Below are 24,202 nucleotides of genomic sequence, written 5' to 3'. Positions count from 1 at the left end.
AGCTGAATACAGTAGAACAACTGCTAAGACAATAGTTAGTGCTTTAACAGAAATAAAAGCAGCAATTATGGCACCCATTAATGCTCCCATTGTTGTTGCTACTTCTAAAAACATTCCTAACCGTAAATTAGTGAAACCTTGCTTAATATAAGCAGATGCTGCACCGGATGAAGTAGCAATCACAGAAACTAAAGAAGCACCAACAGCATAGCGAATATCAACGGCAAATACTGAAGTTAATAAGGGAACAATAACTACGCCACCACCTAAGCCAGTCAATGCTCCCACAAAGCCAGCAGTAAATGAACCTATCCAAACTAATAAAGTAAATTCCCAAATATCCAATGTCTGCACCTCTTTCCTATAAATTTTTACTATTTAGTAATAACAGCTTTAGATGTTTCAGCAATAGCTGTAAATCCATATACGCATTAAGTTAAATCTCCAGCTTGTTAACTTCAGTTACTACACTAATAAGGATATGTTAACTATTCTAGGAATGGCTAGAGCAAATCCCTTATATCTATTAATATAGGACTCTCCAGTATTATCCTTTATGGATAGAGCTTTCATTTGGCAATTACTCCTTTGCTTATATATTCTTTCCAAAGATAGATGTATTTTCATTGAATTTAGGATTTCTCCATGAATAAAGATAGTAAATTAATTTTGAGTAAAAATCAAGCGAATTACTAATTAGCTTTAGGTTTTTTTTACTATTATTAAAACCCGAAAAGATTACCAACTTAGTAATCTATAAATAAAAGTTATACTTTGTTATTGTTTATGGTCAAGTTAGTTACATTATGGCTTTTTTAGAAATAAATGTACTCTCTCGGTTGGTTTTTCCATAGTTTGTTTTAATAAGGTTAACTTATAACCCCACTGTGTCAACTTGTCAGTATTCTGTCATCTAGATAAAAACAAAAAAGAGGTTATTGCCCAACAAATAACCTCTAAATCGATTATTGAACTGTACAATATCTAATCAATAAGTTGGGGATTGGGAGTTTGGGCATTGATATCTGCTTGAGATAAATTAGGAATCATCCTGCTAATTTCACCTGCTTTAAAGACTTTAGTTTTACTTTACGCAGCTAAATCAATAAAATCAAACACTCTTATTTGTTGAATTGATAACTTGAAGTGATTAATTATTTAAATGAATATGGCAAACTGAATGGCTGTTAGCTCGATCTGAAGAGGCTTTTGGGCAATTCTGTATAGGCAGATACTACAATCTATAGCTTTTTGGTAATAGTTACAGTAAAATACGGTAAGTCGATCGAGTTAGCGGATTTATTTTATTAGCCTAAGAGAGTTGCAAATAAGCCGAGTCGTAGTGCAAGATAATCGATCGCAAAAACTGAACAAAATTGTCGGCAACGGTAGTTTCAGAGGTCATATTCGGATATGAGTTATTTACTACTAACACCATTGAGTTTTCTAGTAGGCATCCTTGTGGGATTAACAGGAATTGGCGGCGCATCGCTGATTACCCCCATGTTGATTTTTCTGTTTCAGGTGCCGCCTGCGATCGCAGTTAGTTCTGATGTCGTAGCTGCCACTTTAATGAAAGTAATTGGTAGCGTTAAACACTGGCAGCAAAAAACTCTGGATTGTGAAGTAGTCAAATGGTTAGCTTTGGGAAGTGTACCAGGCTCACTTTCTGGAATCGGACTTTTATATTTACTCAGACAAATTGAAGGCTTAAATTTAGATAGTATTTTACTTCGCTTAATTGGCACTATGATGGTGTTAGTTACTTTTTCTGCAATAACACAATCATTATTAAAACTTTTTCTGCCTCAAGTAAATTTACCTTGTCCACCCAAATTTGATTTAACAACTAATTCAGGTCGGTTATTAACAATGGGAATTGGAGCAGTTTTAGGGTGTTTAGTTGGCTTGACTAGTGTAGCTTCTGGTTCAATGTTTGCGCTGGCATTAATTACCTTTTTCCGCCTTGATTCTCAAAAATTAGTCGGTACAGATATTTCCCAAGCTTCCATTCTGTTAGTGTTTACTTCGATGGGACACTTAGGTTTAGGAACAGTTGATTGGGGTTTAGTTTTGCCAATTTGGTTAGGTACAGTACCGGGGGTTTTAGTTGGTGCGAAACTCTGCAAACTTACCCCACAACCTGCGCTACGTATGATTATTTATAGCATTCTCACAATGGTTAGTTGGAAACTAATTAATCAGGCTTAATTAGATGCCGATCGCATAGCGTGCTGTAGGCTTATCGCAAAAGTTCAAAAGTTCCTCTTTCGTACATGATAAATAAACCCAACCCAATTAATACAAAAGGGACGATCGACTTACCATAACGACTTAATAGATAAGCGATATCACGATGCAGAGTTAATGAGTAAGCGATTCCACACCAAACACCCACCATGATAAAAAATACTCCCAAAATTATTAGTAAGTCATTAAGATTTTGACCAGCAAATAAGGGAATATAAATACTAATATTGTCTCCTCCATTAGCAACTGTGATTGCGGCTACTTGATAAGTCTTCGGATTGAAAATACTAAAAATAAAAGCTATGAGTGAGTTACTGGGTAAGTTTTGTTGAAAGTCGTTACTTACAGTTTGTACTTGTGCATCATCCTTGTTGCGATCGATTAATTGCTTAATTCCGATCGCTATAGGTAGTAATCCCAATAAACCAATCCATTCCTTCTGCACAACCAAACCACCGAAATATCCTGGTAAACTAGCAGCAAGTAAAATCGCAAAACCAAGATATTGACCGATAATGATGTTTCGCCGCCGAAAATTTTCGCCCAGTTGTGAGAATAATAGTAACAGAATAATGATGTCATCAATATTCGTTGCTGCAAAAGCGATGATTCCTTCAGTAATAGCTGTTCCTATACTAGTCATATCGTAGATGTAAAAAAGGGTAATATACTCTGGTTTGGCTCTAATTTAGTAGATTATCAATGAGTATCTGTGGTTTGGCTCTAATTTAGTAGATTATCAATGAGTATCTGTTAAATTTGTAATTGAAACTATTGAGCATCAAAGTGATTCTAATTCCTTATCTCTTGAATGTAGAAATCCCCTTAGTTCCAAATTCTGTAGACACCTTGTATGCAATATCTCTATAGGGGGGTAATCGACCAAACATAATATGAGTCTATATTTCCCAGTCTCCATCCTTTATATCTAATGATTTTATTGCTTGATCCGTAGTTAGGAAAATATGACCTTTCCCTAATTCATCTACAAATCCAACTTTTCGCAATCTGTCCATTACTGGACCTTTGACTTCAGACATATAAAATTCAATTTCCCTAGTCTTTAAGTCAAGAATTAAACTTTTTAGTGTTTCCAAAGCGCTACCATCGATCGAATTAACTGCACTACATACCAGTAATAGATGTTTCACCTCTGGGCGATCGCTTACTACCTTCAGTAAGTAATCTTCTAAATATTTAGTATTCACGAAGTAAAGGCTGGCATCAACCCGCACAGCTAAAATATGAGGAGAAGTTTTAACATTATGGCGCAAAACATTACGGAAATGTTCAGTGTCTCCCACTCTACCTACAACAGCAATATGAGGTTTGCTAGTACGCCATAAGTGCAATAGAATTGATACGATCGCACCGAATAAAATTCCTTTTTCTACACTGGTTACTAGGACGGCAAGAAATGCTGCTATCCAAGCGATCGCATCAGCTTTATTGTACACCCATAAGCGTTTCAGTGTTGCAATATCCAGAAGATTGCTAACAGCCATGACAATAATTGCTGCCAAACAAGCTTGAGGTAAAAAATAAAACAACGGCGTTAAAAACATCACCGTAAGTGCAACAATTAATGCCGTAATAATTGACGCTAAAGGAGTATTAGCACCAGCAGAAAAGTTAACACCCGATCGACTTACGCCTCCAGCAACTGGATAACCTCCTGTTAAAGCTGCACTCATATTCGCTGCCCCTAAAGCAATAAATTCTTGATTTGCTTCAATTTTTTGCCGTCGCTTACTAGCCAAAAATTTCCCAACTGAATATGCTTCCATGAAACCTACAAAGCTGATCGCAAAAGCAGCAGGTATTAAACTATTAATCCTATTTCCGTCAAGACTAGGAAAGGTTAAAGAGGGTAAGCCTTGCGGAATCTCGCCAACAATTTTTATTCCAGCAATTTGATCGAGGTGGAAAAACCAAACTATTAGCGAACTGGCAACTACTAAGAGAAGTGGCGCACTTTTAGTAATTGGCATGATTGCCAATTCGCTAAATTCTAATTTTTTAAGTTGTTTACCTAACCATTGTGGCAAGTAAATCAACATTAAAATGCTGGCAGTGCCTAAAGTTAGCGTAACCCAATTAATTGCAGTAATTCCTTGAATTAAATAAGTTAATAACTGAAGAAAACTTTCAGTTTGCGGAACCTTTAATCCTAACAAATGTTTAACTTGGCTAAAAGCAATCACGATCGCAGCTGCACTAATAAAACCAGAAATTACCGCTTGGCTGAGAAAGTTCACCAAAAATCCTAACCGAAAAACACCCATTAAAATATCGATCGCACCGATCATTAGTGTCAGCAACAATGCCAATCCTAAATATTCTGTCGTATTTTCAGCTGCTAACGGAGCAATTGCTGCACCAACCATGAGTGAATCTAAGGCTACAGGAGCAACTGAAATCAGACGACTGGTGCCAAGAAACGCATAAACTAATGGAGGCAAAATACTAGCATATAAACCTATTTGTGGCGGTAAACCTGCTAACAAAGCATAAGCCATTGCTTGCGGAATCAAGACAGTACCAACAACAATTCCAGCTGTTAAATCACCAGCTAAATATTTGCGCTGATAGTGTAAACTCCAATCTAAAATCGGAAATATTTTAGTCCAATTATGGAACCATTTTTGTTTTTTCGATCTTGAAATCATTGTCTTTTTTTTTACACTATAATTGCCTTCTAGAGACAGGTTTATAGGCTAAGGAACCTATAATAAACGCCACCAAAAACAAAACCGGATTCCAACTACCTAACACTAAAGCAGTGATACCAGGCCCCGGACAATATCCACAAATTCCCCAACCAATGCCGAAAATAGCAGCACCAATAACTAAAGGTTTGTCGATATCTTTCTTAGTAGGTAAATTAAATGTGTCAGCAAATATTGGGTGAGTCAGACATAATACAAATCGGAAGGCAATTAGTGTTACCGTAACCGCACCACCCAACACAAACAATAATGTTGCATCCCAAGCACCAGCAACATCTAAAAAACCCAGTACGCGATCGCGATCGATCATCTGTGAAAATCCCAATCCCAAACCAAATAGCACTCCTGATAACAAGGCTATTAGCTTCTCTTTCATATACTTAAACGTAGAACATGACGGACAACAAAAACTGTCAGGATGGCAGTAATCATAAAAGTGAGAACTGCTACTAGCGATCGCACAGATAATCGACCTAATCCGCATACTCCATGACCACTAGTGCAACCACTACCCATTCTGGTACCAAAACCAACTAGAAAACCGCCAAGAATCATTGCCCAAGGTAGGAATGTAGACTTGGGTGTTGGTTCAGGAGCTAGTGTATATTCGTAAAATATACCACCCAGTAACATACCCAAGATAAACATCCAACGCCAAATTTCTTGCTTGTTAAAGGCGATTGCGCCATTGACAATTCCACTAATACCAGCAATTCGACCATTAAATGCTAGTAATAGGGTGGCACTTAACCCGATGATAATGCCACCAATTAAAGCATAAATCCAGTTAAAACTAGCCACGATCTAAATCCTTAAGTTTCTGCCATTACCGCGATATTTCCACATTGTTGATTAGCTGGAACAGCTTCAGCAATTTTCTTTGGATTTGGCAAGTTTAAGTTATTCATTTGCTCAATAAAACTTGCCCGATCTTTACCAACAAACCGGGGATTAAATTGCTTTTCTTCACCAATTGTGGAAACTAAATGCCCTCTGTAATCATGACCAGGACAAACTAAGGTTTCATCTGCTAGGGTAAATAGTTTTTGCGTAACGTGGTCGTACATTAAGCCGGGATCTCCGCTTTGAAAATCGGTTCTTCCACAACCGCGAATAAATAGAGAATCTCCTGTCAGCAATATATTTTGATTGACTAAGTAAGAGTTATGGCTATCAGTATGTCCTAAAGTAGCGATCGCCAAAATTTCAATATCACCTATTTTTAATACTTCCCCATCTTTAATAAAGCCGTTAGCACAAGCTGCTTGGGCATTTGCTGGCACTATTCCATCACAACCTGTGATTTCTCGTAGTTTACCCGTTCCCGTAATATGATCGGCATGAATGTGAGTTTCCAAACAATAGCGCAATTTTAACCCTAATTCTTGTATTAGCTTTAAATCTCGTTCGACTTGCTCAATTACCGGATCGACCAAAACTGCTTCTTTGGTGTTTTCATCAGCAATTAAATAAGTATAAGTGCTGGTTTCATTGTCGTATAATTGGCGGAATAGCATAGCTGGAGACTCCTTTTGGGTCTAAAATCGTTGCGTAGCAAATTTATTTTCTGCTTATATTGCTATATAGTAATTTAAGTTTTACAATTTGACAATAGCAATAAAAAACTTTGCAGCGGGGGTAAAGGGATTTACTGAACCTGCGAGAACCTTATTAGCTAGTGATCGTCAACCTTATAACAAAAAAAGACTACTCATGGTAAAATCAACTTCCCAGCATTCTGAAACTTCAGCATTCGCAACACCTATGATTACAAAGAGACTGCTCCACCAAATTGTTTTTATTGGGGGCGGATCTGCTGGACTTACCACCGCCTCTATATTATTGAAAAAAAATAAATCTCTAGATATTGCTATTATTGAGCCATCCCACAAACAATACTACCAACCCGGTTGGACAATGACAGGGGGAGGAGTATTCCAAATTGAAGATACAGTTAGAGATAAAAAAGACTTTATTCCTCGACAAGCGACTTGGATCGCAGATCGAGTAGTGAAACTAGACCCAGATAACAATGCTGTTTTGACTCAAGAGGGTATTTTGGTTGAGTATGATTATTTAATAGTTTGTCCCGGTATCCAGCTGGACTGGCATTTAATTAAAGGGTTGAAAGAAGCGATCGGCAAACATGGTGTTACTAGTAACTATGCTCCTAATTATGCACCTTACACCTGGGAACTACTCAAAAATTTCTCTGGTGGAAATGCTTTATTTACCTTTCCCAAGACTCCTGTTAAATGTGGCGGTGCGCCCCAAAAAATCATGTACATGGCAGATGACACCTTTCGCAGTAAACTCGGAGTTCGTCAGCGCACTAACGTCATGTTTCTTACACCAAGTACTAAAATGTTTGGTGTGCCAGAGTATTCAGCACTATTAGATAAAGTCATTGCTGAAAGAGAAATTGATGTTAAATTTCGGCACAATTTGAAAGAAATTAAAGCGGAAACTAAAGAAGCAGTTTTTGATGTGTTTGATGCTAACGGCACTCTAATGGATGAAGTTACCCACAAGTACCAAATGATTCACGTTGCACCACCACAAAGCGCCCCCGACTTTATTAAACAAAGCCCTTTGGCAGTAGAGAATAGTCCTTATGGTTGGGTGGACGTAGATAAATATTCCCTACAACACAATCGATATCCCAATGTATTTAGTTTAGGAGATGCTTCTTCCCTGCCTACTTCCAAAACAGCAGCTGCAGCACGCAAACAAGCAGTAATTGTAGCCGAAAATTTGTTAGCTTTAATGGACTCAAAACCTTTATTAAGTAAATATGATGGTTATACTTGTTGTCCTTTAATTACTGGCTATGGTAAAACAATCATGGCTGAGTTTAATGGTTATACTAGTACACCTCTTTCTAGCTTTCCCCTTAATCCAATTAAAGAACGTTGGATTATGTGGCAGATGAAAACAACTCTTTTACCTTGGATTTATTGGAATCGAATGCTAAAAGGAGAGCAGTTTGAAGGAGATTATATCAAGTCCATCCAGTGGCAAAATAATCAGCTTTCCTGTCCTTCTGGAGGAGAACCTAATTTAATGCAAAAATTAAATAAAAACGTCAATTGAAATTTTTAGATACGTTGTTGCACTTCAGTGCCTTTCTTTAGCGCTGAAGCGCAACAACTTACTTTTTTGAATGCTTTAGGACTTACGCACTCAGCCAAATTTTCAACGAGATAATCAGCCTTTCAGCCTTATAACCAATGCCCAGAACAACGAGATTTCGTTTCAGTGCGTAAGTCCTAGACTATACAATCGCACCTAGAGTTTGCAGAGTGGCGATCGTTGCTTTCGTTAAACCTTTAACCCCCGTCAGTTTCATACCTTCGTAAAGACGTTTAGCAATTAAGATGCGATCGCATTCTCCCGTACCAGTATTCCAAATCCGCACAGTTTGATCTTGGGAACCACTGGCGATCGCTTTCCCATCAGGACTAAAGGCAACTGAAGAAACCAAATGAGAATGTCCCGTATAAACAGCGATACACTGACCTGATTTGATATCCCAGCGCCGCACTGTTCGATCGTGGGAAGCACTAGCAAGGGTTTGTCCATCAGGACTAAAAGCAACGGAAAACACCCAATTGGTATGTCCGGTAAAGGTTGTGAGGCATACTTCTGTTACCCAGTCCCATAGTTTGACAGTGCGATCGGTACTAGAACTAGCAAGAAGCTTTCCATCAGGGCTAAATGCAACTGAATAAACACGATTTGTATGTCCATCAAGTACCGTAATGCAATCCCCTGAGTGATAATCCCATAATCGAATAGTTTGGTCAGCACTAGCAGTCGCGATTACTTGTCCATCGGGACTAAAGGCAATTCCCATGATTTTATCACTGTGTCCAGTCAGGGTTTTTAAGCATTGCCCTGTCTGCCAGTTCCATACCTTCAAAGTACAATCGGCACTACCGCTGGCAACAGTAAGATCTTCAGGATGAAAAGCAACTGCATACACCCAATCTGCATGACCTTGGAGAATTTGGAAACATTGACCAGTATTGATCTTCCATAGTCTCACAACACAATCAGTACTAGCACTCGCTAAAATTTGTCCGTCTTTACTAAAGGCAAGTCCATAGATAAAGTCGGTATGTCCAGACAAACTGCGGATACAATCACCAGTCTGCCAATCCCACAGTTTTACGGTTTTGTCGTTGCTGCCACTAGCCAAGATCCCCCCTGTGCCCCCCTTAGTAAGGGGGGATGGGGGGATCGGACTAAAACTGACAGGAAGTGCCCAATCTGTGTTGCCATACCAAGATTTTAAACAATGTCCACTTTGGTAATTCCACAATCGGACAGTTTGATCTAAGCTGACACAGGCAATAGTTTGCTCGTCTGGGCTAAAGGCAACGCAACAAACTTCATTAGTTTGTCCATACAATGTTTTGACACAGTTATCGCTATAACAATCCCAGAATTTGACTGTGCGATCGCCACTGCCGCTGACAATTAAATCACCTGTGGGACTAAATGCAATTGAATAGACACTACCTTGATGTCCGGTGTAAGTTCTGAGACATTCTCCTGTCTGATAATCCCAAAGTTTGATACTGCGATCGCTACTAGAACTCGCCAAAACCTCACCATCAGGACTAAAAACTACAGAACGCACCCACCCCGAATGCCCCGTCAGGAGTTTTGACTTTTTAGTTTCGTTTTTTGAATTATCACCTTGTCCCCCTTGCTCCCCCATTCCTATATCCCACAGCCTAATTGTCTGATCTGCCCCAGCGCTAGCAAGGGTTTTACCGTCTGGACTAAAAGCGATAGAACGCACCCAATCTGTATGTCCGGTTAATGTTTGCAAACAATGACCATTGCAGATATCCCAAAGTTTGATTGTGCGATCGCCACTTGCACTTGCCAACCTTTTTCCATCAGGGCTATAAGCAACGGCAAAAACCTCATGTTGATGTCCAATAAATGTTTTAATGCAAACACCATCTTGCACATTCCACAGTTTTACTGTGCAGTCCGCACCACAACTAGCAAGGGTTTTCCCATCTGGACTAAACACTACGAAGCGCACCCAGTTATTATGACCTTGACAAATAACTAGCAATTTGCCCGATTTAACTTCCCAAATCCTGACATTACAATCAGTGTCGCAGGTTGCTAATAACTGACTATCAAAACTGAACGCAACCCATAAAATATTTCCCAAGGTTTCTGTGAAAATACAGCGAGATAAATCTGAGTTACTGAAGTCAACATTGTGTAAAGTAACGCCTTGCAAATAAGCTTGCCAAACAGTTAACCCGGAACAATCAAATCCGGTCAAATCTACACCAGCCTGATGCAGCAAATTAATTGCATTTCCAGCTGCATATCCAGTTTCTTTCGGAGGTTTTCCTTGCAAATTGTTCAGGATTTCACTAAGACAAACAGAAATATTTTCGGGACTTCCTAAAGTTGCGGTTAATTCATCAATAATTGGTTGCAAAATTAAGTTAGCTTGGGTTTCTCGGATATAATCTTTGGCAGTGGCTTTCAGGAGTGCATGATTGATGAAAATTTTATTAGTTGCATAGCTTTCTTCTAAGCTGCTGATTTCTGCACAAACTTGTTCAATTAAATGAGTTGTTACATATTCCATAACAACTGGTTGCTGAGTGAAACTAGCATTGCTTTTTTCGATAATTGAACGCCGTTGTAATGAATTCAAAGATTCCAGAAATTCACGAGGGGGAATAGTTGTGACGAAATCAGCTTGTAACTCTGGTAAAGTGACAGGTTCTCGATCGATCGCCAACCAATACATAATGGCGCGTTCTAAATCAGTTAATCTGTGGAATTGTTGCGCTAATAAGTCACGAATATCATCAAATAAAAACGCACTTTGTTGAGTTGTTTCTAAAAAATAAGAAATATTATCGTCAAAATAATCGTGAATAGAAGAAGCCACAATTTTGAGCGCCAGTGGATTTCCCGCATAACGTGAAATTAATGTTTCCCATTCTGTATCCGTTGCCGTAAATGTTCCTTTAACGTTGAATAAATTGCGCCCAACGCCTTCAGGTAAACCGCTTAATTGCAGCGATCGCACTGGCAAACTTTCCCCTTCAAATTTAGCTAATCCCTGTGGTTTTTCACGAGATGTTAAAATTAAACAACTTTGGTGCGATGTTTCCGCAATTGAACGCAAAAGTTGTCCATAACCTTCGTATCCAGTACGATAACGCCCCGTGCGATCGCCCGCTTGTAAAATCGATTCGGCATTATCTAAAATCAGCAAACAGCGTGAAGTTCGTAAATAATGGAGTAATCTGGTAATTCTTCCTTCTAAATTCGATGGTAAATTAATTTCTTGTTCCTGGGAAAGAAACTGAATAATTTCTGTTAAAATTTCTTCCACAGTGGGAGCATTACGGAGCGATCGCCAAATCACATAATCAATGTTAAATTTTGAATACTCCTCTACTTCCCTACTCTCAACAATTTCTCTAGCCAACTTCACCGATAACGCCGTTTTCCCAATTCCACCCATTCCCAACAACGTCACCAAACGGCAATTTTCCTCAACCACCCACTGCCTAACCGTATTCAACTCTACCTCACGACCATAAAACACCGAAACATCAGGCGCATCACCCCAATTCTGAAGCGTTCCATTGACCGATCTTCCTTCCTCCCCTCTGCTCCCCTGCTCCCTTGCTCCCCTTCTGCAACTTCCTCCCAGTTCAACCCAAGTACTTGACAATACGCTTTGAACGCCTCTGCATTGATGGGGTATTTCCCAGCTAAGAAGCGTTTCCAAGTTCCCTCTGAGATGCCAACGGCAAGAACTCCATCCTCTGCCCAAAAAGCGCCTAAAATTGCGCTGGCAGTCTCAATCCAACGGAAATCGCTAACAGCCCAACCTTTTTCGCTTCTAGCTTTTTTTATGTATGCAAGACCTTGTTGTGAAGCTTTGAGTGTTACCACAATCTTTTTCCACCAACTGTGTCTAATTGTTACGAAAGATAGAGTTTAGATTTTTTTATGTTTAAACTAATTTGCCAGATTTTCTGTTGATGTGCAATACCATATTTAAGGTTTAATAAACAAGATCGATTTCATTCAAGTTAAAGTGATCCATTACTGATCTTGATATCAGTGATAATATTAACCAGTATTTAAGCTGATGACCCTTAAACATAGAAAGATGAAAAGCTAATGATGAAGCTATATCATACTGATTTGTCAGGAAATTGTCACAAAGTTAGGTTATTGCTTTCATTGCTACAAATAGAGCATGAACGAGTATTAATTGATTTCGCAGGTGGTGAACATAAATCTGCTGACTTTCTCAAGCTCAATCCTCTTGGGCAGGTTCCTGTTTTAATCGATGGAGGCACTTTAATTCGAGATTCCCAAGCTATTCTGGTTTATCTAACACGCAAATATGAACGGGAAAATTGGCTACCACTAGAAGCCAAGTCAATGGCAAAAGTAATGCAGTGGTTGTCATTTGCAGCTAACGAAATCAATACTAGCTTATTTATTGCCCGACTTCATTTTCGCTTTGGCATGGATTTTGATTGGGAAACGGCGCAACAAAAGGGTAAACAAGTGCTGCAAATCATAGATACTCATCTAAAAGAGCGAAATTGGTTGGAGTGCAATTCTGCTACCATTGCAGATATCGCCTGTTATCCTTATGTAGGACTGGCTCCCGAAGGTAAAATTGCTTTAGAGCCTTACCCAAATGTAATTGCTTGGATCGATCGCATTAAACAATTACCTGGTTACGAAGCTATGCCTGGGCTCTAGAATAAAGAGGAAAGTTTTGTGTTTTGAGTTACGGAAATCTCATCTAGTTTTAATATTTTGTTTGTAATGTAGTAAGTAGCAAATAATTAATTAATGTAATGATGCCTTTTCATTCTGGAGAAATTGCTGTTCAAACTCGTGCAGGTGTGCGAGAAGACGCGGAACGGATTGGACAAGTGATTTGTAATACAGTTAAGCCTGCTGCTTTGAGTTTTCTTAGTGTTCAGCAAATGGCGATCGCCAGTACGATCGCATCAAATAGCACTATTTGGGCATCTTTACTAACGGGAATACCTGGATTTATTCAAGTATTAAATGAGCAAACAATAGAAATCGAACATACTTCTAATTGTACAGATATTCTGCACCAAAACTTAGAAATAAATGGTGAAATTGGCTTATTAATTATAGACTTATCCAACCGGAAGCGGTTGAGATTGAATGGCAATGTAACAATACGGCAACCAGAGAAACTGCAAATTCAAATTCAGCAAGCATTTTTCAACTGTCCAAAATATATTCAAACTCGCTATTTAGAAACTAGTGCGATCGCAGAATTGCCACCTCCAGAAATTCACCAAAGAAATGCTTTAAATTCAGCAGATGAAACTTGGATTAATCAAGCAGATACCTTTTTTATTGCCACTGCTAATTCTACACAAGGGGCTGATGCTTCTCATCGAGGAGGCTACCCAGGTTTTGTTCAGGTTATTAATTCCCAAACTTTACTTTTTCCAGATTATGCAGGTAATAATATGTTCCAAACTCTAGGAAATTTAGCCCAAAATCCGCAAGCTGGTTTACTATTTATTGATTTTGAGCAAGGGCATACATTACAATTAACTGGACAAGCAGTAATTCTGTGGGATACAGAACTACTTTCTGCTTTTCCAGGCGCACAAAGGCTGATCGAATTTACCATTTCTCAGTTAATCGAAACGCGAAATGCCACACCTTTACGCTGGGAATTTGGAGAATATTCTCCAGCAAATCCAACATCGGGAGAAAGTAGAAAGAGAGAAGACTTGTAAAAAATTTTAATCTTTTTAAAGTATGGACATTTCTATTTTTTATTCCAATTCTCTGTAAAGAAGAAGGGCATTTTAATATTTAGATTACAACAAAAGTATGGTTCTGAAATTATATCATGCCTAGTCGATTACCCATCCTGTAGAGATTACCCATCCTGTAGAGACGTTATATATAACGTCTCTACAGGGGCGTGGGAAAAAGATATTATTGCCGATCAACCGGACATGATATTAGCGAATTGTAACTTGTAATTGATAGTTTGCGTTACCGCTATCTTTACCAATGAGAATTAGATAATCACCACTAACAGGAAATCTGAGAATGTCGTCTATGTCTGGAATTAGTTGTTGATTATTTGGAGTGACGATCGCATTCACTACTGCATTATTTGCAGTAGAAGTAATGTCAAGAAGTAATTGTTGTCTGGCTCTGGCGTTAACAACATACACATCAAAATCTTCACGCACCGCAGCATTATTCACAATGGCTGAAGTAGTAGTAGACGCAAAAATTACCCGGTACGATCGCACATTAAAATTAGCTGGAGGAGACAAATCATCAGGTAGAGAAATGCGGATTAGAGATGCCCAAGTTTGTGGCCCAACTACACCATCGATCGCTAACGTAAATACTTCTTGAAAACGTCTCACAGCGCGTTCTGTATTTACACCAAAAATGCCATCCACAACTAGCGCAGGTAATCCAACACCGGGAATATTTCTTGTTGCATTGAGACGCTGTTGCAGCAGGGAAACATCTTCTCCTGTGCTACCCCGACGCAGAACAGACAAAGAACGAAAGGAAGCGGAAGTTGCTACTTGCATAAGAAATTACCTCATTTAAAGTTTATCGAATCATTACTGACATTCGTTATATCTTCGTGGTGCTAAGTTTTTATCTCAAACTTGGTTTAATTCACACATCAAAAATATCGCCTGTCTATTCCTGTTGTAGTTTTCATAGTTGATGAGCGTCGATACAGAAAAGTTAAGTAAGTTAGAAATTGATTTATAGAAACTTCAAAATCAATGAAGTTATGATTTGCAAAAAAATCCTTAACTTTTCTGTATCGACATTTACTGGCTCAAATTCTAGAACAGTAATAATGTTTCTTCTAGAGCTTTATGAATTTGCTTAAGCAACTACTCAACTCATTTTGGAAACCGCTTGTACTAGCTACCATTACCGGATTAATCAGTGGAATTACTACTACAGGATTAATTGCTGTCATCAGCGGAAAAATTATTAACCCAACATTTACACTTCAGTTAACTGGATTTTTTTTTGGTCTTTGCTTTTTTAAATTAACGACTGGCATTATTTCCAGAGTTTTATTAATCAGACTTTCCCAAAAAATAGTTTTAGATCTCCGCATGATGTTAAGTCGCCAAATTTTAGCATCTCCACTATTTCATTTAGAATATTTAGGAAACCATCGGATATTAGCATCTTTGATTGATGACATTGAGACGCTGGCAAAAGCTGCTCAGGTTTTGCCAGCTTTTTGTGGTGATATTGCGATCGTTACCAGTTGCTTACTATATCTGGCTTGGTTATCTCCAATCCTATTTATCATCATATTGTCTTCTATCTCGATCGGTATTTTTAGCTATCAGGTTATAAGTAATCGAGCATTCCGTTATTTAAAACAAGCAAGAAGCCAGCAGGATAAACTATTCAAGTATGTTAATACTTTGACAGCAGGAATCAAAGAACTTAAGTTGAATCAACAACGCCGTCAAAACTTTTTAATAGATGGGCTTTATGATACAGCACAAAATTATCGACGGCATAACATTAATAGCATGACCATTTTTGCGGTAGCAGCTACTTGGGGGCATATTTTATTTTTTCTAGTAGTTGGTATTGTTCTTTTTGGATTACCTTTAATCTCAAGTATTCAACCTGCCATTTTATCGAGTTATGCCATTACTATCATTTATCTAATCAGTCCTCTTGATTATATGATGAGTGTGTTGCCAATGATAAGTGGTGCGATCGTCGCTTTGCAAACAATAGAAGCACTGCAATTATCTTTAGCAAGTTCGCCTCAAGAAACGCTATTAAATTTTGAATTTGAATCTGCTTTAACCTGTCAATCTCTACAACTATCGGGTGTAACTCATACTTACTACCATGAACCAGAGGATCGTGCTTTTAAGTTAGGTGAAATAAATCTTACCTTGTTTGCTGGAGAAATTACTTTTATTGCTGGTGGTAATGGTAGTGGTAAGTCTACATTAGTGAAAATTTTAGCAGGTTTATACTTTCCCGAAGTAGGGGAGATTTTTCTAGATAATCAAAGAATTACTTCGGAAATGAGAGAGTGGTATCGTCAACATTTTTCGGTTATATTTTCAGATTTTTACTTGTTTGAAACTCTCTTGAAGGGAAAGACCACAGCAACAGATAAAAAAGCTGATGATTATTTAATAAAGCTGCAATTAGACAAGAAAGTAAGGTTCAGAAATAACGAATTTTCTACTAATGTTTTATCCCAAGGAGAACGGAAACGTTTAGCTTTACTGAATGCTTATTTGGAGGATAAAGCAATTTTTATCTTTGATGAATGGGCATCGGATCAAGACCCAATTTTCAAAAATATATTTTATACGCAATTATTACCAGAGTTAAAAGCAAGAGGAAAAATAGTCATAGCTATTACCCATGATGACCAGTATTTTCATACTTGCGATCGCCTAATTAAACTGGACTACGGAAAAGTTGTCTATGACAGCATGAATAGTGTATCTGCTCTTTCTTTTACATAGATTACGACTAATAAATGGGAGGTAATATATGGCAAGTCAATTCGATGTTGTGGTCATTGGTGCTGGGTTTTGCGGTGTAACTTTGGCAGCTAGTTTAAAACAATTTGGTATTGAGCGATTTGTGGTTATTGAAAAGGGGGATTCTGTAGGTACAATTTGGAAAAATGCTTACGATCGCCTCACACTTCATACCCCTTATCTTGCCTTACCATTTTTTGAGCCAGAAAAAAGATATTCAATTTTTAAAACCAAAGCTGAAGTCATTAGTTACCTTACAGACTATGCTAACCATTTCCAGATTAATTCCCATATTCGGTTTAATGAAGAAGTTCAAACGATCGCTAAAGTCAATCATTTAGCAAATTCAGAATTTAACTGGGAAATTCGCACAAACAAAGAGATTTTACAATGCAAAGTTCTCGCCGTTTGTACTGGATGGAATAACAAACCAGTTATTCCTAAGTTCTCTGGACAAGATCACTATTCTGGACAAATTATACATAGCTCGCAGTATAAGAATGGAACTTCCTACCGAGGTCAGCGAGTTCTAGTTGTGGGATCGGGAAATTCCGCCGCAGAAATTGCTCTTGATTTGTATGAACATGATGCAGCAAATGTTGATATGTTAATTCGCGGAAAACGTTGGGTTTTTCCCCTGTATCCACGCCTTCAAGTACTACAATACTGGTTGTTTAAGGCAATTAATTCTATACAAAAATGGTTCAATCCATCAAAAAGAAAGCTTGAGCCAATGGTTAAGATTGAAAAGATATTAACCTTTTCTCCTGAAGAACTCAAACAAGCAATTGATGCAACAGATCGCTGGATTAAACGTTTTGCAGCTGATTTAAGTAAATTTTCCATTTATCCAGAAGATATAGGAGCAATGGATTTGGAAACCAATCAAGCAAGGGTTGCTTGGGTCGATCGCGGAACTATCAAACAAATCAAAAATGGGAATATTCGGGTAATTCCTAGTAGTATTAAAATGCTTAATTATCGAAGTGCTTGTTTTGAAAATGGCGAAACAAATTGCTATGATGCCATTATTTTAGCAACAGGATTTCGACCAAGTATTCACACCATTCTAGACCAAGCAGATTTGTATCTCGATGCAGACGATCGCTATCTACCCAAAACTGATGGAAAATGTCGATCGCTAGTCGAGCCAACTTTATATTTTGTTGGGTTTGAAAAGACTTTGTGGCGATCGTCTACCTACGGTCATTATGGCTGGCTCACAGGCAAAAGAATCACCGCACAACTCGCAAATCAACCCATACCTTCAAAACCTGAACTTACCTTCTACAAAACTGAACTCCCAAATTTTCACCAGTTCTCAACTCCTTAACTTTTCTGTATCGACCTCAAGATTAGCTCATTCTATAAATGAGACATCATCAATTTTCAATTCAAGGAGTTCATCCCATGAACAAGCAAACAATTTCTTTGAGCAAAACTCGCTTTAATCGCATTCTCACACTTGCTTTACCAATTGGTGTTCTGCTCCTCTCACAGGCTTGTGCTCCTCGTCGCTCTAGTGTGGAAGCAACGAAATCTAATTCTGTAGCTGCATCGGAAATGGCATCATCTGTAGAAAACCATAGCTTCAACAAATAACGTTTTGATATCTCCAAAAAGGAAATCAACATCAATTCGTTATCAAGTTGTTAATCTTAACTTAATGGGTAATGGAAGTTTGATTTAGCTACCTATCCATTACCCTTTCCAAAACTGAACTTGTATAACAGAATTAGCGATCGCACCCGTTGGCAACCGCATTAGCAAACAATTGCGATCGCACCAGCTTTTTCCAACCCCCTAACCCGATCTTCTTCTGGAACTGTGCAGCCCACTGCAACTGCTATTCCAGGGAATTTTTCATCTGCAATTTTAACTCACAACCATGCAAGTAAATTAGGAGAACCTCAAATGGCAACGTTTACAGTTACTAGATACGACGATGTTGTTGACCTCAATGATAATCAGTTGAGTTTGCGGGAAGCTGTCAATCAGGCGATGACTTCCCCCGAAGATGACATAATTTATGTGAACCAAATTGCACGACTTAACCAGCCAATTGTCATTAACTCCAATTCAGGAGGAATCATCTTTCAAGGCAATGGTACTAACACCAGTGGCTTCAGTGGGCAAGATCGCACCCAAATTGTTTTTGTAAATCAGGCAACCGTTAGCTTCTTCAACTTAGGGTTTTACAACGGTTATATCTACGGTGGCGATGGACAAAAGGGCGGTGGCGGCGGTTTAGGGGCTGGTGCTGCCATATTTATAAATCGTGGTAATGTTACCGCCGATAGAGTGGCATTTGTTGCCAATCGAGTAGTGGGAGGCAACGGTGGTGGTATCCTCCGGGATGGCGGAGATGGAGGAGGTGATTATAGGAATGGTACGCCTGGTTTTGCTGGTGGTGCTGGAGGCAGATCTCTGTTTGGCAGCGCCGCTAGCACTGCTGGCATCAGAGGTGAAGGCGGGAACTACAACCACTCCAGTGCATTTGCTAATGGCGGCAACGGGGGCAATGGGGGCAATGGCAATTTTGGTGTGGGCGGTGCTAGCGGCGGTGGCGGCGGTGGCGGCGAAGGCGGGGCAGGTCCTATATTTGCCCCTGGTAATGGGGGTAATGGAGGCAATGGCGGCGCAGGAGGCTTTGGTGCTGGCGGCGGCGGTGGTGGTGGGGCTGGTGGGGCTGGCGGCAATACTCTAGGCGGTGCTGGAAGTTACTACGGTTATGGTGGTCGAGGCGGTGCTGGGGGTGCCTTTGCAGGTAATGGAGGTAATGCTGTCAACCCTGGCGGTAATTATGCTCCACCAACAGTTGGAGGTGGAGGTAATTATGGTGGCTCCGGCGGCAGTGGTGGTGGGGGTGCTGGTTTGGGTGGTGCTGTGTTTGTGAGAGAGGGCGGATTCTTTACGGTGACAAACACTGACTTTATCAGTAATTCTGCTACTGGCGCGAATGGTGTTCCTTACTATTCCTACCCAGGACAGGGGCGGGGTGGTGCTATCTTCGTCCAGTCTGGTGGCACTTTAACTCATGCTGGTGTAACGTTTCTCAACAACACCGCATCAACCGGAGATGCCAATACCAATGTCTGGCCAGTCAAAGTCAATCGAGGTGATGGCACAGTTTTAGTTGAAGACTTTACCGGAGTTGGCAAGGGCAGCAATCCGTCTGAAGAGATACTGTCTACCTTTGATGAATTGGTGTTTAAGGGAGCCGATTTAATAGCTAAAAATTTGCTGCTGACTCAAGTTGGTGCTGATTTGGAAGTCAGTTTTGAAGGAGTTGATGATACCAAAGTCATCCTGAAAGATTTTGCGCTGGAAAATCTAGACAACTTACCGATTCCCGGTGGACAGCACGGACAGGTTGGCAATATTGTATTTGATGGCGATGCCCAACTTCAGGACAGTATCGATGTTTTTGATGCCGATTCTACCCAAGACCAGATTTGGAATCGTAACACGACTACTTTCCTCAATGAGCTCGATAATGATGTGCGTGGCTTTGCAAACTCCAACGACATAATTAATGGTCAAGGCGGTAATGACACCATTCGGGCATTAAGTGGTGATGATATTGTGCGGGGTGGTGATGGTGATGACATCCTCTATGGTGGAGTTGGTGCCGACATCTTGATTGGTAATTCAGGCGATGACAACCTCTATCTAGGGGGTAATCAGGATGTGGATAAGGTTATCTACCGCAATGGTGATGGTAGCGATGTGATTCACCAGTTTAATCTGCGTGATGGCGATTTACTTCAGTTTGAAGGGATTGAGGCGATCGATCTAGTGGTTAATGGCAATAGCACTTTCTTGCGCCTCAGTGATGGAATCGAAGGTAATAGCGAGTTTGGTTCTGGTCAAATCCTTGCCGAATTGCGCGGCGTGACTGAATTTACAAAAGACAACATTGGTCTAAATCTAGCTACTGCCAATACTGCTCAATTTTTGTTTGCATAGTTCTCAAACCATTTCACTTTAGGAAGTTGGGGGCAAAGATCCCCCTGTACTCACATCTTGTACCTATAAAAGTTAAGTTGAAAATTAAGGTACTATGCGCTTCTTTAAATACTTAACTTTTCTGTATCGACCGCAGAGGTTTCAAATCCTATAAATGGAGGAGTAAACCAAATGTTTTACAAGGAGCCGTCAATCATGCAACTAATTTATCGCGGTCATACCTACAATTACACTCCCGCTGCTCCTAAAGCTTATGTCAAACCTCGCGCTTTAAATTAACTGTGAGAGTTATTTCTGCCGCACTAACAATATAACTTTCGTTTTTCAATTGGATCAATAAATCATTCAAACACAACAAATACTTTTTGGAGGAACCACTATGCAACTCGTAAATCGCGGTGTTAGCTATTCTGATACATCTTCATTATCACAAAATAATACCCAGCTTTGCTATCGGGGTGCTAAATATTTCCCTACGATTTCATCACCCCGACACAATATCGAACTTTCTTATCGAGGTAATAAATATTGTTCTGTAGGTTCTCCAGCGAGCAAACCAGTAGCAAGCCAAAAACTCTCCTATCGCGGTACTACCTATTATCGTGGAGAGTCAATTAACACTTTAAATTAGTCGCTGCCAAGTAATAAATTGCTTTTGATGAGAGTGGAAGCGATCGCTCTAGCTCAAGAATTGGAGCGATCGCTTTTTACTAAGGAAAAAAATCCTCATTATATACAATTAACTAAGTGCAGTGTCACAGAAATAACTATTCAAATTTTCTACAGGGTGTATGCAACTTTTAGATTAGCTAATTGCTACTGGGTGTAACCTACAATCAGATATTAGCTTAATGCTTGCTCAACTCTGTTATAAGTATTATGATCCAAACAAATATTTACATTTTATTCAGCGCAATCGTAGGCAAACGAGTCCGATCCACTGATAAAGTAAACAACATCACTCATTCTCAATCACTTTCATTGAAACCTCATCTCTTTGATTCTTACAAAACTCGGCTTTCACGGCGAATCGCTCTCTCTGTCTTTGCCAGTTTTATAGTAATTGAGGGAATAGTTTTTATTCCTTCGGTAATCCAAAAGAGTCAGGAACTAGAAAATCAACTTAAAGAGGTAACATCAGCAAAGATTGAGTGGATTGTTCGCACTTATCCAAATGCCTCTTCAGAGGAGTTACTAACTCATATCCAAGCACTTCAAAATAAACCCATGTTAAAGAATTTGTTGGGAGGTGTGTTATATCGAGCTTCAGATGGTAAAGAGTTAGGCAAGTTTGGCGAACAACCTAGTTTATCGTGGGAAATGGTTAGCCAACAACAAATGCGACAAAGATGGTTTAAATTTGAGCGCCGCTACGATGCTGTTTGGTTCCCAAAAGAAATGGGAAATGATTATCTTTTGATTATTCGTCACGATGCACTCTCAATTCAACAAGAACTTTATGTCTATGTGGCTAGAGTTGTGGGAATTGTGTTACTAATCTCTGCGTTTATTACCTTTGTAACAATGAGTGTGGTGCAATCTGTAGTGATTGTACCGATTTTAAAACTCCGAGATAGTTTGATGGCAGCTTCGATCGCTCTACAACAAGATCGGATTAATCCGAAATCTTATTTAATGGCGGTAAATCGTCAGGATGAATTGGGAGAAGTGATCGCTGCTTTCAATGATTCATTTTTGCGAAATTATGAAGAGATGAGTCGCCGCAAACAGGCGGAAGCAGAAGCTCAAATGGAACGAGAAAAAGCAGAAAAGTTGCTGTTAAATATTTTACCAGAACCGATCGCCCAAGAATTAAAACAAGGTCGCCGTAGTATTTGTGATGGCTTTGCCGAAGTGAGTGTTTTGTTTGCTGATATTGTTGGATTTACAACTCTTTCAACCCTAATTTCTCCCAATGAATTAGTCGCTTTATTAAATCAAATTTTCTCTACTTTTGATGATTTGAGCGATCGCTATGGATTAGAAAAAATTAAAACAATCGGCGATAATTACATGGTAGCTGGAGGTTTACCGATTCCTCGCCCCGATCATGCGGAAGCGATCGCTCAAATGGCTTTAGATATGCTCGATGCGATCGCCAAAATTGACTTTCAAGTTGAAGGCATGGAACCCCTCAGCTTGCGAATTGGCATTAATACTGGGCCTGTTATTGCTGGGGTAATTGGTAGTAAAAAATTTATCTACGATTTGTGGGGAGATGCCGTCAATACCGCCAGCCGGATGGAATCTCATAGTTTACCCGGTTGTATTCAGGTAACAGAAGCAACTTATCAATGTTTGAAGGACAAATTCTTATTTGAAAAACGAGGTAAACTCACAGTTAAGGGAAAGGGAGAAATGGTTACTTACTGGCTCAAAGGACGACACCCGTAAGCTTTAATCATTATTACATAAAAATGATTTTGTCAAGGTCAATTTTGCCGATGACTGACCGATCCACACTGATCTTTGCAGATCAATTTTAATGGGACAAACTGAGAATCAAATGGGGATAAGATAAATCCTTCCTGAAGATTGCAAACTAGAAAATTGAGAGTGTAACTGTGATGGTATTACAAAGCGTAGAGCCGATCAAGAAAATGAATGCAGAGAGTTTAATTCCTTTTGAAATCGCGCTCAAGATTGCTGATACAGCCGTATTTGCTCAAACAGCCAGACATTTAAAAAATATTGAAGTGGCTGTTTTGCGAGGAGCTTTACAGGGACAGAAATACGATCAGATTGCAGAGGAATATAGCTATGCTCCTGAGTATATCAAGCATGATGTTGGGCCTAAGTTGTGGCAAATCCTTTCCTCTAGCTTAGGTGAGAAAGTTAGTAAAACGAACTTGATGGCAGTTTTAGCGCAACGGGCAGATTGGGTAAGGCAAGGTGTGCAGAATTGGGGGAGGATAGAGGAGAAAATTGTTCAGGAAGGAAGCAAGGAAGCAGAAACGATTCAGGAGGAGGGGAAAAATCTCGAATCTTTTAACCTTGCAGCCTGTAGAACTATTCATCTAAAATCCTTAGAGCTTCCTGTTGGGGTGCTACCATTGGACTCTGCACTCTATGTGGAACGTCCTCCGGTTGAGGCTCTCTGCTATGAAGCAGTAATGAGATCGGGTACACTCATTCGGATTTATGCACCCAGTCAGATGGGAAAAACCTCTTTGATGATCCGCATTTTGGCTTATGCAAAACAACAGGATGCTAATGTGCAGACAGTAGCATTAAATTTGCAGAAAACCGAAAAGACTATTTTTACAAATAGCGATCGCTTTTTGCGCTGGTTTTGTGCCGCAATTACCCGAAAACTTCAGTTACCATATCAGATTGATCGATACTGGAATGATACATTCAACAGCCAAGAAAACTGCACAAGCTATTTTGAAAACTGCATATTACCAGAAATCAACGGAGTTTTAGTTTTGGCATTAGATCAAGTAGATGAGATCTCTCGTCACCCGCAAATAGCTGATGATTTCTTTCCATTATTAAGATCTTGGTATGAAAGCAGCGGGAATCCACAATGGAAAAATTTGCGGTTGCTCCTTGTCCATTCTTCAGAAGATTTTATACTTTCAGATATCAATAAATCACTTTTGAATGTAGGATTGAGCGTTTGAGTAGCAATCGTACAGAAACTTA

The 24,202-nt window shown here is 39.4% G+C and carries 18 protein-coding genes and 2 pseudogenes; 12 read left to right on the top strand and 8 right to left on the bottom strand.

What is annotated here, in order from left to right:
* On the bottom strand, positions 1-345 hold a 345-nt coding region (locus ACE1CC_RS09255; protein WP_413270175.1), incomplete at its 3' end, for a TSUP family transporter.
* Positions 346-1,413: 1,068 nt separating this feature from the next.
* Between ACE1CC_RS09255 and ACE1CC_RS09250 the strand changes: the two genes are divergently transcribed.
* Positions 1,414-2,211, top strand: coding sequence for a sulfite exporter TauE/SafE family protein (locus tag ACE1CC_RS09250; RefSeq protein WP_413270174.1), 798 nt, complete (start codon positions 1,414-1,416; stop codon positions 2,209-2,211).
* 31 nt (positions 2,212-2,242) lie between these two features.
* On the opposite strand, the gene ACE1CC_RS09245 is transcribed toward ACE1CC_RS09250, so the two are convergent.
* From ACE1CC_RS09245 to ACE1CC_RS09225, 5 genes are all read right to left on the bottom strand, one after another.
* Positions 2,243-2,893, bottom strand: a complete 651-nt coding sequence (locus tag ACE1CC_RS09245; protein ID WP_413270173.1) for a cadmium resistance transporter — start codon at positions 2,891-2,893, stop codon at positions 2,243-2,245.
* A 256-nt stretch (positions 2,894-3,149) separates the two neighbouring features.
* Complete coding sequence (locus ACE1CC_RS09240; protein ID WP_413270172.1) at positions 3,150-4,919, bottom strand: SulP family inorganic anion transporter; 1,770 nt, start codon at positions 4,917-4,919, stop codon at positions 3,150-3,152.
* 16 nt (positions 4,920-4,935) lie between these two features.
* Positions 4,936-5,355, bottom strand: coding sequence for a DUF6691 family protein (locus ACE1CC_RS09235; RefSeq protein ID WP_413270171.1), 420 nt, complete (start codon positions 5,353-5,355; stop codon positions 4,936-4,938).
* Complete coding sequence (locus tag ACE1CC_RS09230; protein WP_413270170.1) at positions 5,352-5,780, bottom strand: YeeE/YedE family protein; 429 nt, start codon at positions 5,778-5,780, stop codon at positions 5,352-5,354. The genes ACE1CC_RS09235 and ACE1CC_RS09230 overlap by 4 nt, the downstream gene beginning before the upstream one ends.
* An 11-nt stretch (positions 5,781-5,791) precedes the next feature.
* Positions 5,792-6,496: an MBL fold metallo-hydrolase gene (locus ACE1CC_RS09225; protein ID WP_413270169.1), complete on the bottom strand. Its 705-nt coding sequence runs from the start codon at positions 6,494-6,496 to the stop codon at positions 5,792-5,794.
* A gap of 247 nt (positions 6,497-6,743) precedes the next feature.
* Here ACE1CC_RS09225 and ACE1CC_RS09220 point away from each other — a divergent pair, with 247 nt between their 5' ends.
* Positions 6,744-8,072, top strand: a complete 1,329-nt coding sequence (locus ACE1CC_RS09220) for an NAD(P)/FAD-dependent oxidoreductase (RefSeq protein ID WP_413270168.1) — start codon at positions 6,744-6,746, stop codon at positions 8,070-8,072.
* A gap of 181 nt (positions 8,073-8,253) precedes the next feature.
* Here ACE1CC_RS09220 and ACE1CC_RS09215 read toward each other — a convergent pair.
* Positions 8,254-11,936, bottom strand: a pseudogene (locus ACE1CC_RS09215) (NB-ARC domain-containing protein).
* 231 nt (positions 11,937-12,167) lie between these two features.
* On the opposite strand from ACE1CC_RS09215, the gene ACE1CC_RS09205 reads away from it, so the two are divergent.
* Together ACE1CC_RS09205 and ACE1CC_RS09200 are read left to right on the top strand one after the other, a co-directional pair.
* Positions 12,168-12,764, top strand: a complete 597-nt coding sequence (locus tag ACE1CC_RS09205; RefSeq protein WP_413270165.1) for a glutathione S-transferase family protein — start codon at positions 12,168-12,170, stop codon at positions 12,762-12,764.
* A gap of 98 nt (positions 12,765-12,862) precedes the next feature.
* Positions 12,863-13,795, top strand: coding sequence for a pyridoxamine 5'-phosphate oxidase family protein (locus ACE1CC_RS09200; protein WP_413270164.1), 933 nt, complete (start codon positions 12,863-12,865; stop codon positions 13,793-13,795).
* Between the two features lie 231 nt (positions 13,796-14,026).
* Here ACE1CC_RS09200 and ACE1CC_RS09195 read toward each other — a convergent pair whose 3' ends face one another.
* A complete protein-coding gene (locus tag ACE1CC_RS09195; RefSeq protein ID WP_413270163.1) occupies positions 14,027-14,620 on the bottom strand; it encodes a peptidoglycan-binding domain-containing protein in 594 nt (197 codons plus the stop codon).
* 300 nt (positions 14,621-14,920) lie between these two features.
* Here ACE1CC_RS09195 and ACE1CC_RS09190 point away from each other — a divergent pair, with 300 nt between their 5' ends.
* The 8 genes and pseudogenes from ACE1CC_RS09190 to ACE1CC_RS09155 all read left to right on the top strand — a co-directional run.
* Positions 14,921-16,567 carry a cyclic peptide export ABC transporter gene (locus tag ACE1CC_RS09190; protein ID WP_413270162.1) on the top strand — a complete coding sequence of 549 codons (1,647 nt, stop codon included), beginning with the start codon at positions 14,921-14,923 and terminating at the stop codon, positions 16,565-16,567.
* A gap of 28 nt (positions 16,568-16,595) precedes the next feature.
* Positions 16,596-17,918 (top strand): flavin-containing monooxygenase, encoded by a 1,323-nt coding sequence (locus tag ACE1CC_RS09185; protein WP_413270161.1) that lies wholly within the window; start codon positions 16,596-16,598, stop codon positions 17,916-17,918.
* Between the two features lie 77 nt (positions 17,919-17,995).
* On the top strand, positions 17,996-18,187 hold the full coding sequence (locus ACE1CC_RS09180; protein WP_413270160.1) for a hypothetical protein: 192 nt from the start codon (positions 17,996-17,998) through the stop codon (positions 18,185-18,187).
* A gap of 312 nt (positions 18,188-18,499) precedes the next feature.
* Positions 18,500-20,554 (top strand): calcium-binding protein, encoded by a 2,055-nt coding sequence (locus ACE1CC_RS09175; RefSeq protein ID WP_413270159.1) that lies wholly within the window; start codon positions 18,500-18,502, stop codon positions 20,552-20,554.
* Between the two features lie 379 nt (positions 20,555-20,933).
* Positions 20,934-21,185 carry a DUF4278 domain-containing protein gene (locus ACE1CC_RS09170; protein WP_413270158.1) on the top strand — a complete coding sequence of 84 codons (252 nt, stop codon included), beginning with the start codon at positions 20,934-20,936 and terminating at the stop codon, positions 21,183-21,185.
* A 24-nt stretch (positions 21,186-21,209) separates the two neighbouring features.
* Positions 21,210-21,383, top strand: a complete 174-nt coding sequence (locus ACE1CC_RS09165) for a hypothetical protein (protein ID WP_413270157.1) — start codon at positions 21,210-21,212, stop codon at positions 21,381-21,383.
* A gap of 152 nt (positions 21,384-21,535) precedes the next feature.
* Positions 21,536-22,948 (top strand): adenylate/guanylate cyclase domain-containing protein, encoded by a 1,413-nt coding sequence (locus tag ACE1CC_RS36755; RefSeq protein WP_459563818.1) that lies wholly within the window; start codon positions 21,536-21,538, stop codon positions 22,946-22,948.
* Between the two features lie 206 nt (positions 22,949-23,154).
* Positions 23,155-24,177, top strand: a pseudogene (locus ACE1CC_RS09155) (AAA-like domain-containing protein); the annotation flags it as partial.
* Between the last annotated feature and the right edge of the window lie 25 nt (positions 24,178-24,202).

Origin of the sequence: Floridaenema aerugineum BLCC-F46 (assembly GCF_041929345.1) — a bacterium.
GTDB classification, from domain to species: Bacteria; Cyanobacteriota; Cyanobacteriia; order Cyanobacteriales; family Aerosakkonemataceae; genus Floridanema; species Floridanema aerugineum.
Note: the sequence above shows the minus strand (reverse complement) of the source record. Positions and strands in the feature narration are given on the sequence as shown.

Coding starts and splice junctions, on each gene's coding strand:
- ACE1CC_RS09250 (WP_413270174.1), top strand. CDS start 1,414: ATGAGTTATTTACTACTAACACCATTGAGTTTTCTAGTAGGCATCCTT.
- ACE1CC_RS09245 (WP_413270173.1), bottom strand. CDS start 2,893: ATGACTAGTATAGGAACAGCTATTACTGAAGGAATCATCGCTTTTGCA.
- ACE1CC_RS09240 (WP_413270172.1), bottom strand. CDS start 4,919: ATGATTTCAAGATCGAAAAAACAAAAATGGTTCCATAATTGGACTAAA.
- ACE1CC_RS09235 (WP_413270171.1), bottom strand. CDS start 5,355: ATGAAAGAGAAGCTAATAGCCTTGTTATCAGGAGTGCTATTTGGTTTG.
- ACE1CC_RS09225 (WP_413270169.1), bottom strand. CDS start 6,496: ATGCTATTCCGCCAATTATACGACAATGAAACCAGCACTTATACTTAT.
- ACE1CC_RS09220 (WP_413270168.1), top strand. CDS start 6,744: ATGATTACAAAGAGACTGCTCCACCAAATTGTTTTTATTGGGGGCGGA.
- ACE1CC_RS09205 (WP_413270165.1), top strand. CDS start 12,168: ATGATGAAGCTATATCATACTGATTTGTCAGGAAATTGTCACAAAGTT.
- ACE1CC_RS09200 (WP_413270164.1), top strand. CDS start 12,863: ATGATGCCTTTTCATTCTGGAGAAATTGCTGTTCAAACTCGTGCAGGT.
- ACE1CC_RS09195 (WP_413270163.1), bottom strand. CDS start 14,620: ATGCAAGTAGCAACTTCCGCTTCCTTTCGTTCTTTGTCTGTTCTGCGT.
- ACE1CC_RS09190 (WP_413270162.1), top strand. CDS start 14,921: ATGAATTTGCTTAAGCAACTACTCAACTCATTTTGGAAACCGCTTGTA.
- ACE1CC_RS09185 (WP_413270161.1), top strand. CDS start 16,596: ATGGCAAGTCAATTCGATGTTGTGGTCATTGGTGCTGGGTTTTGCGGT.
- ACE1CC_RS09180 (WP_413270160.1), top strand. CDS start 17,996: ATGAACAAGCAAACAATTTCTTTGAGCAAAACTCGCTTTAATCGCATT.
- ACE1CC_RS09175 (WP_413270159.1), top strand. CDS start 18,500: ATGGCAACGTTTACAGTTACTAGATACGACGATGTTGTTGACCTCAAT.
- ACE1CC_RS09170 (WP_413270158.1), top strand. CDS start 20,934: ATGCAACTCGTAAATCGCGGTGTTAGCTATTCTGATACATCTTCATTA.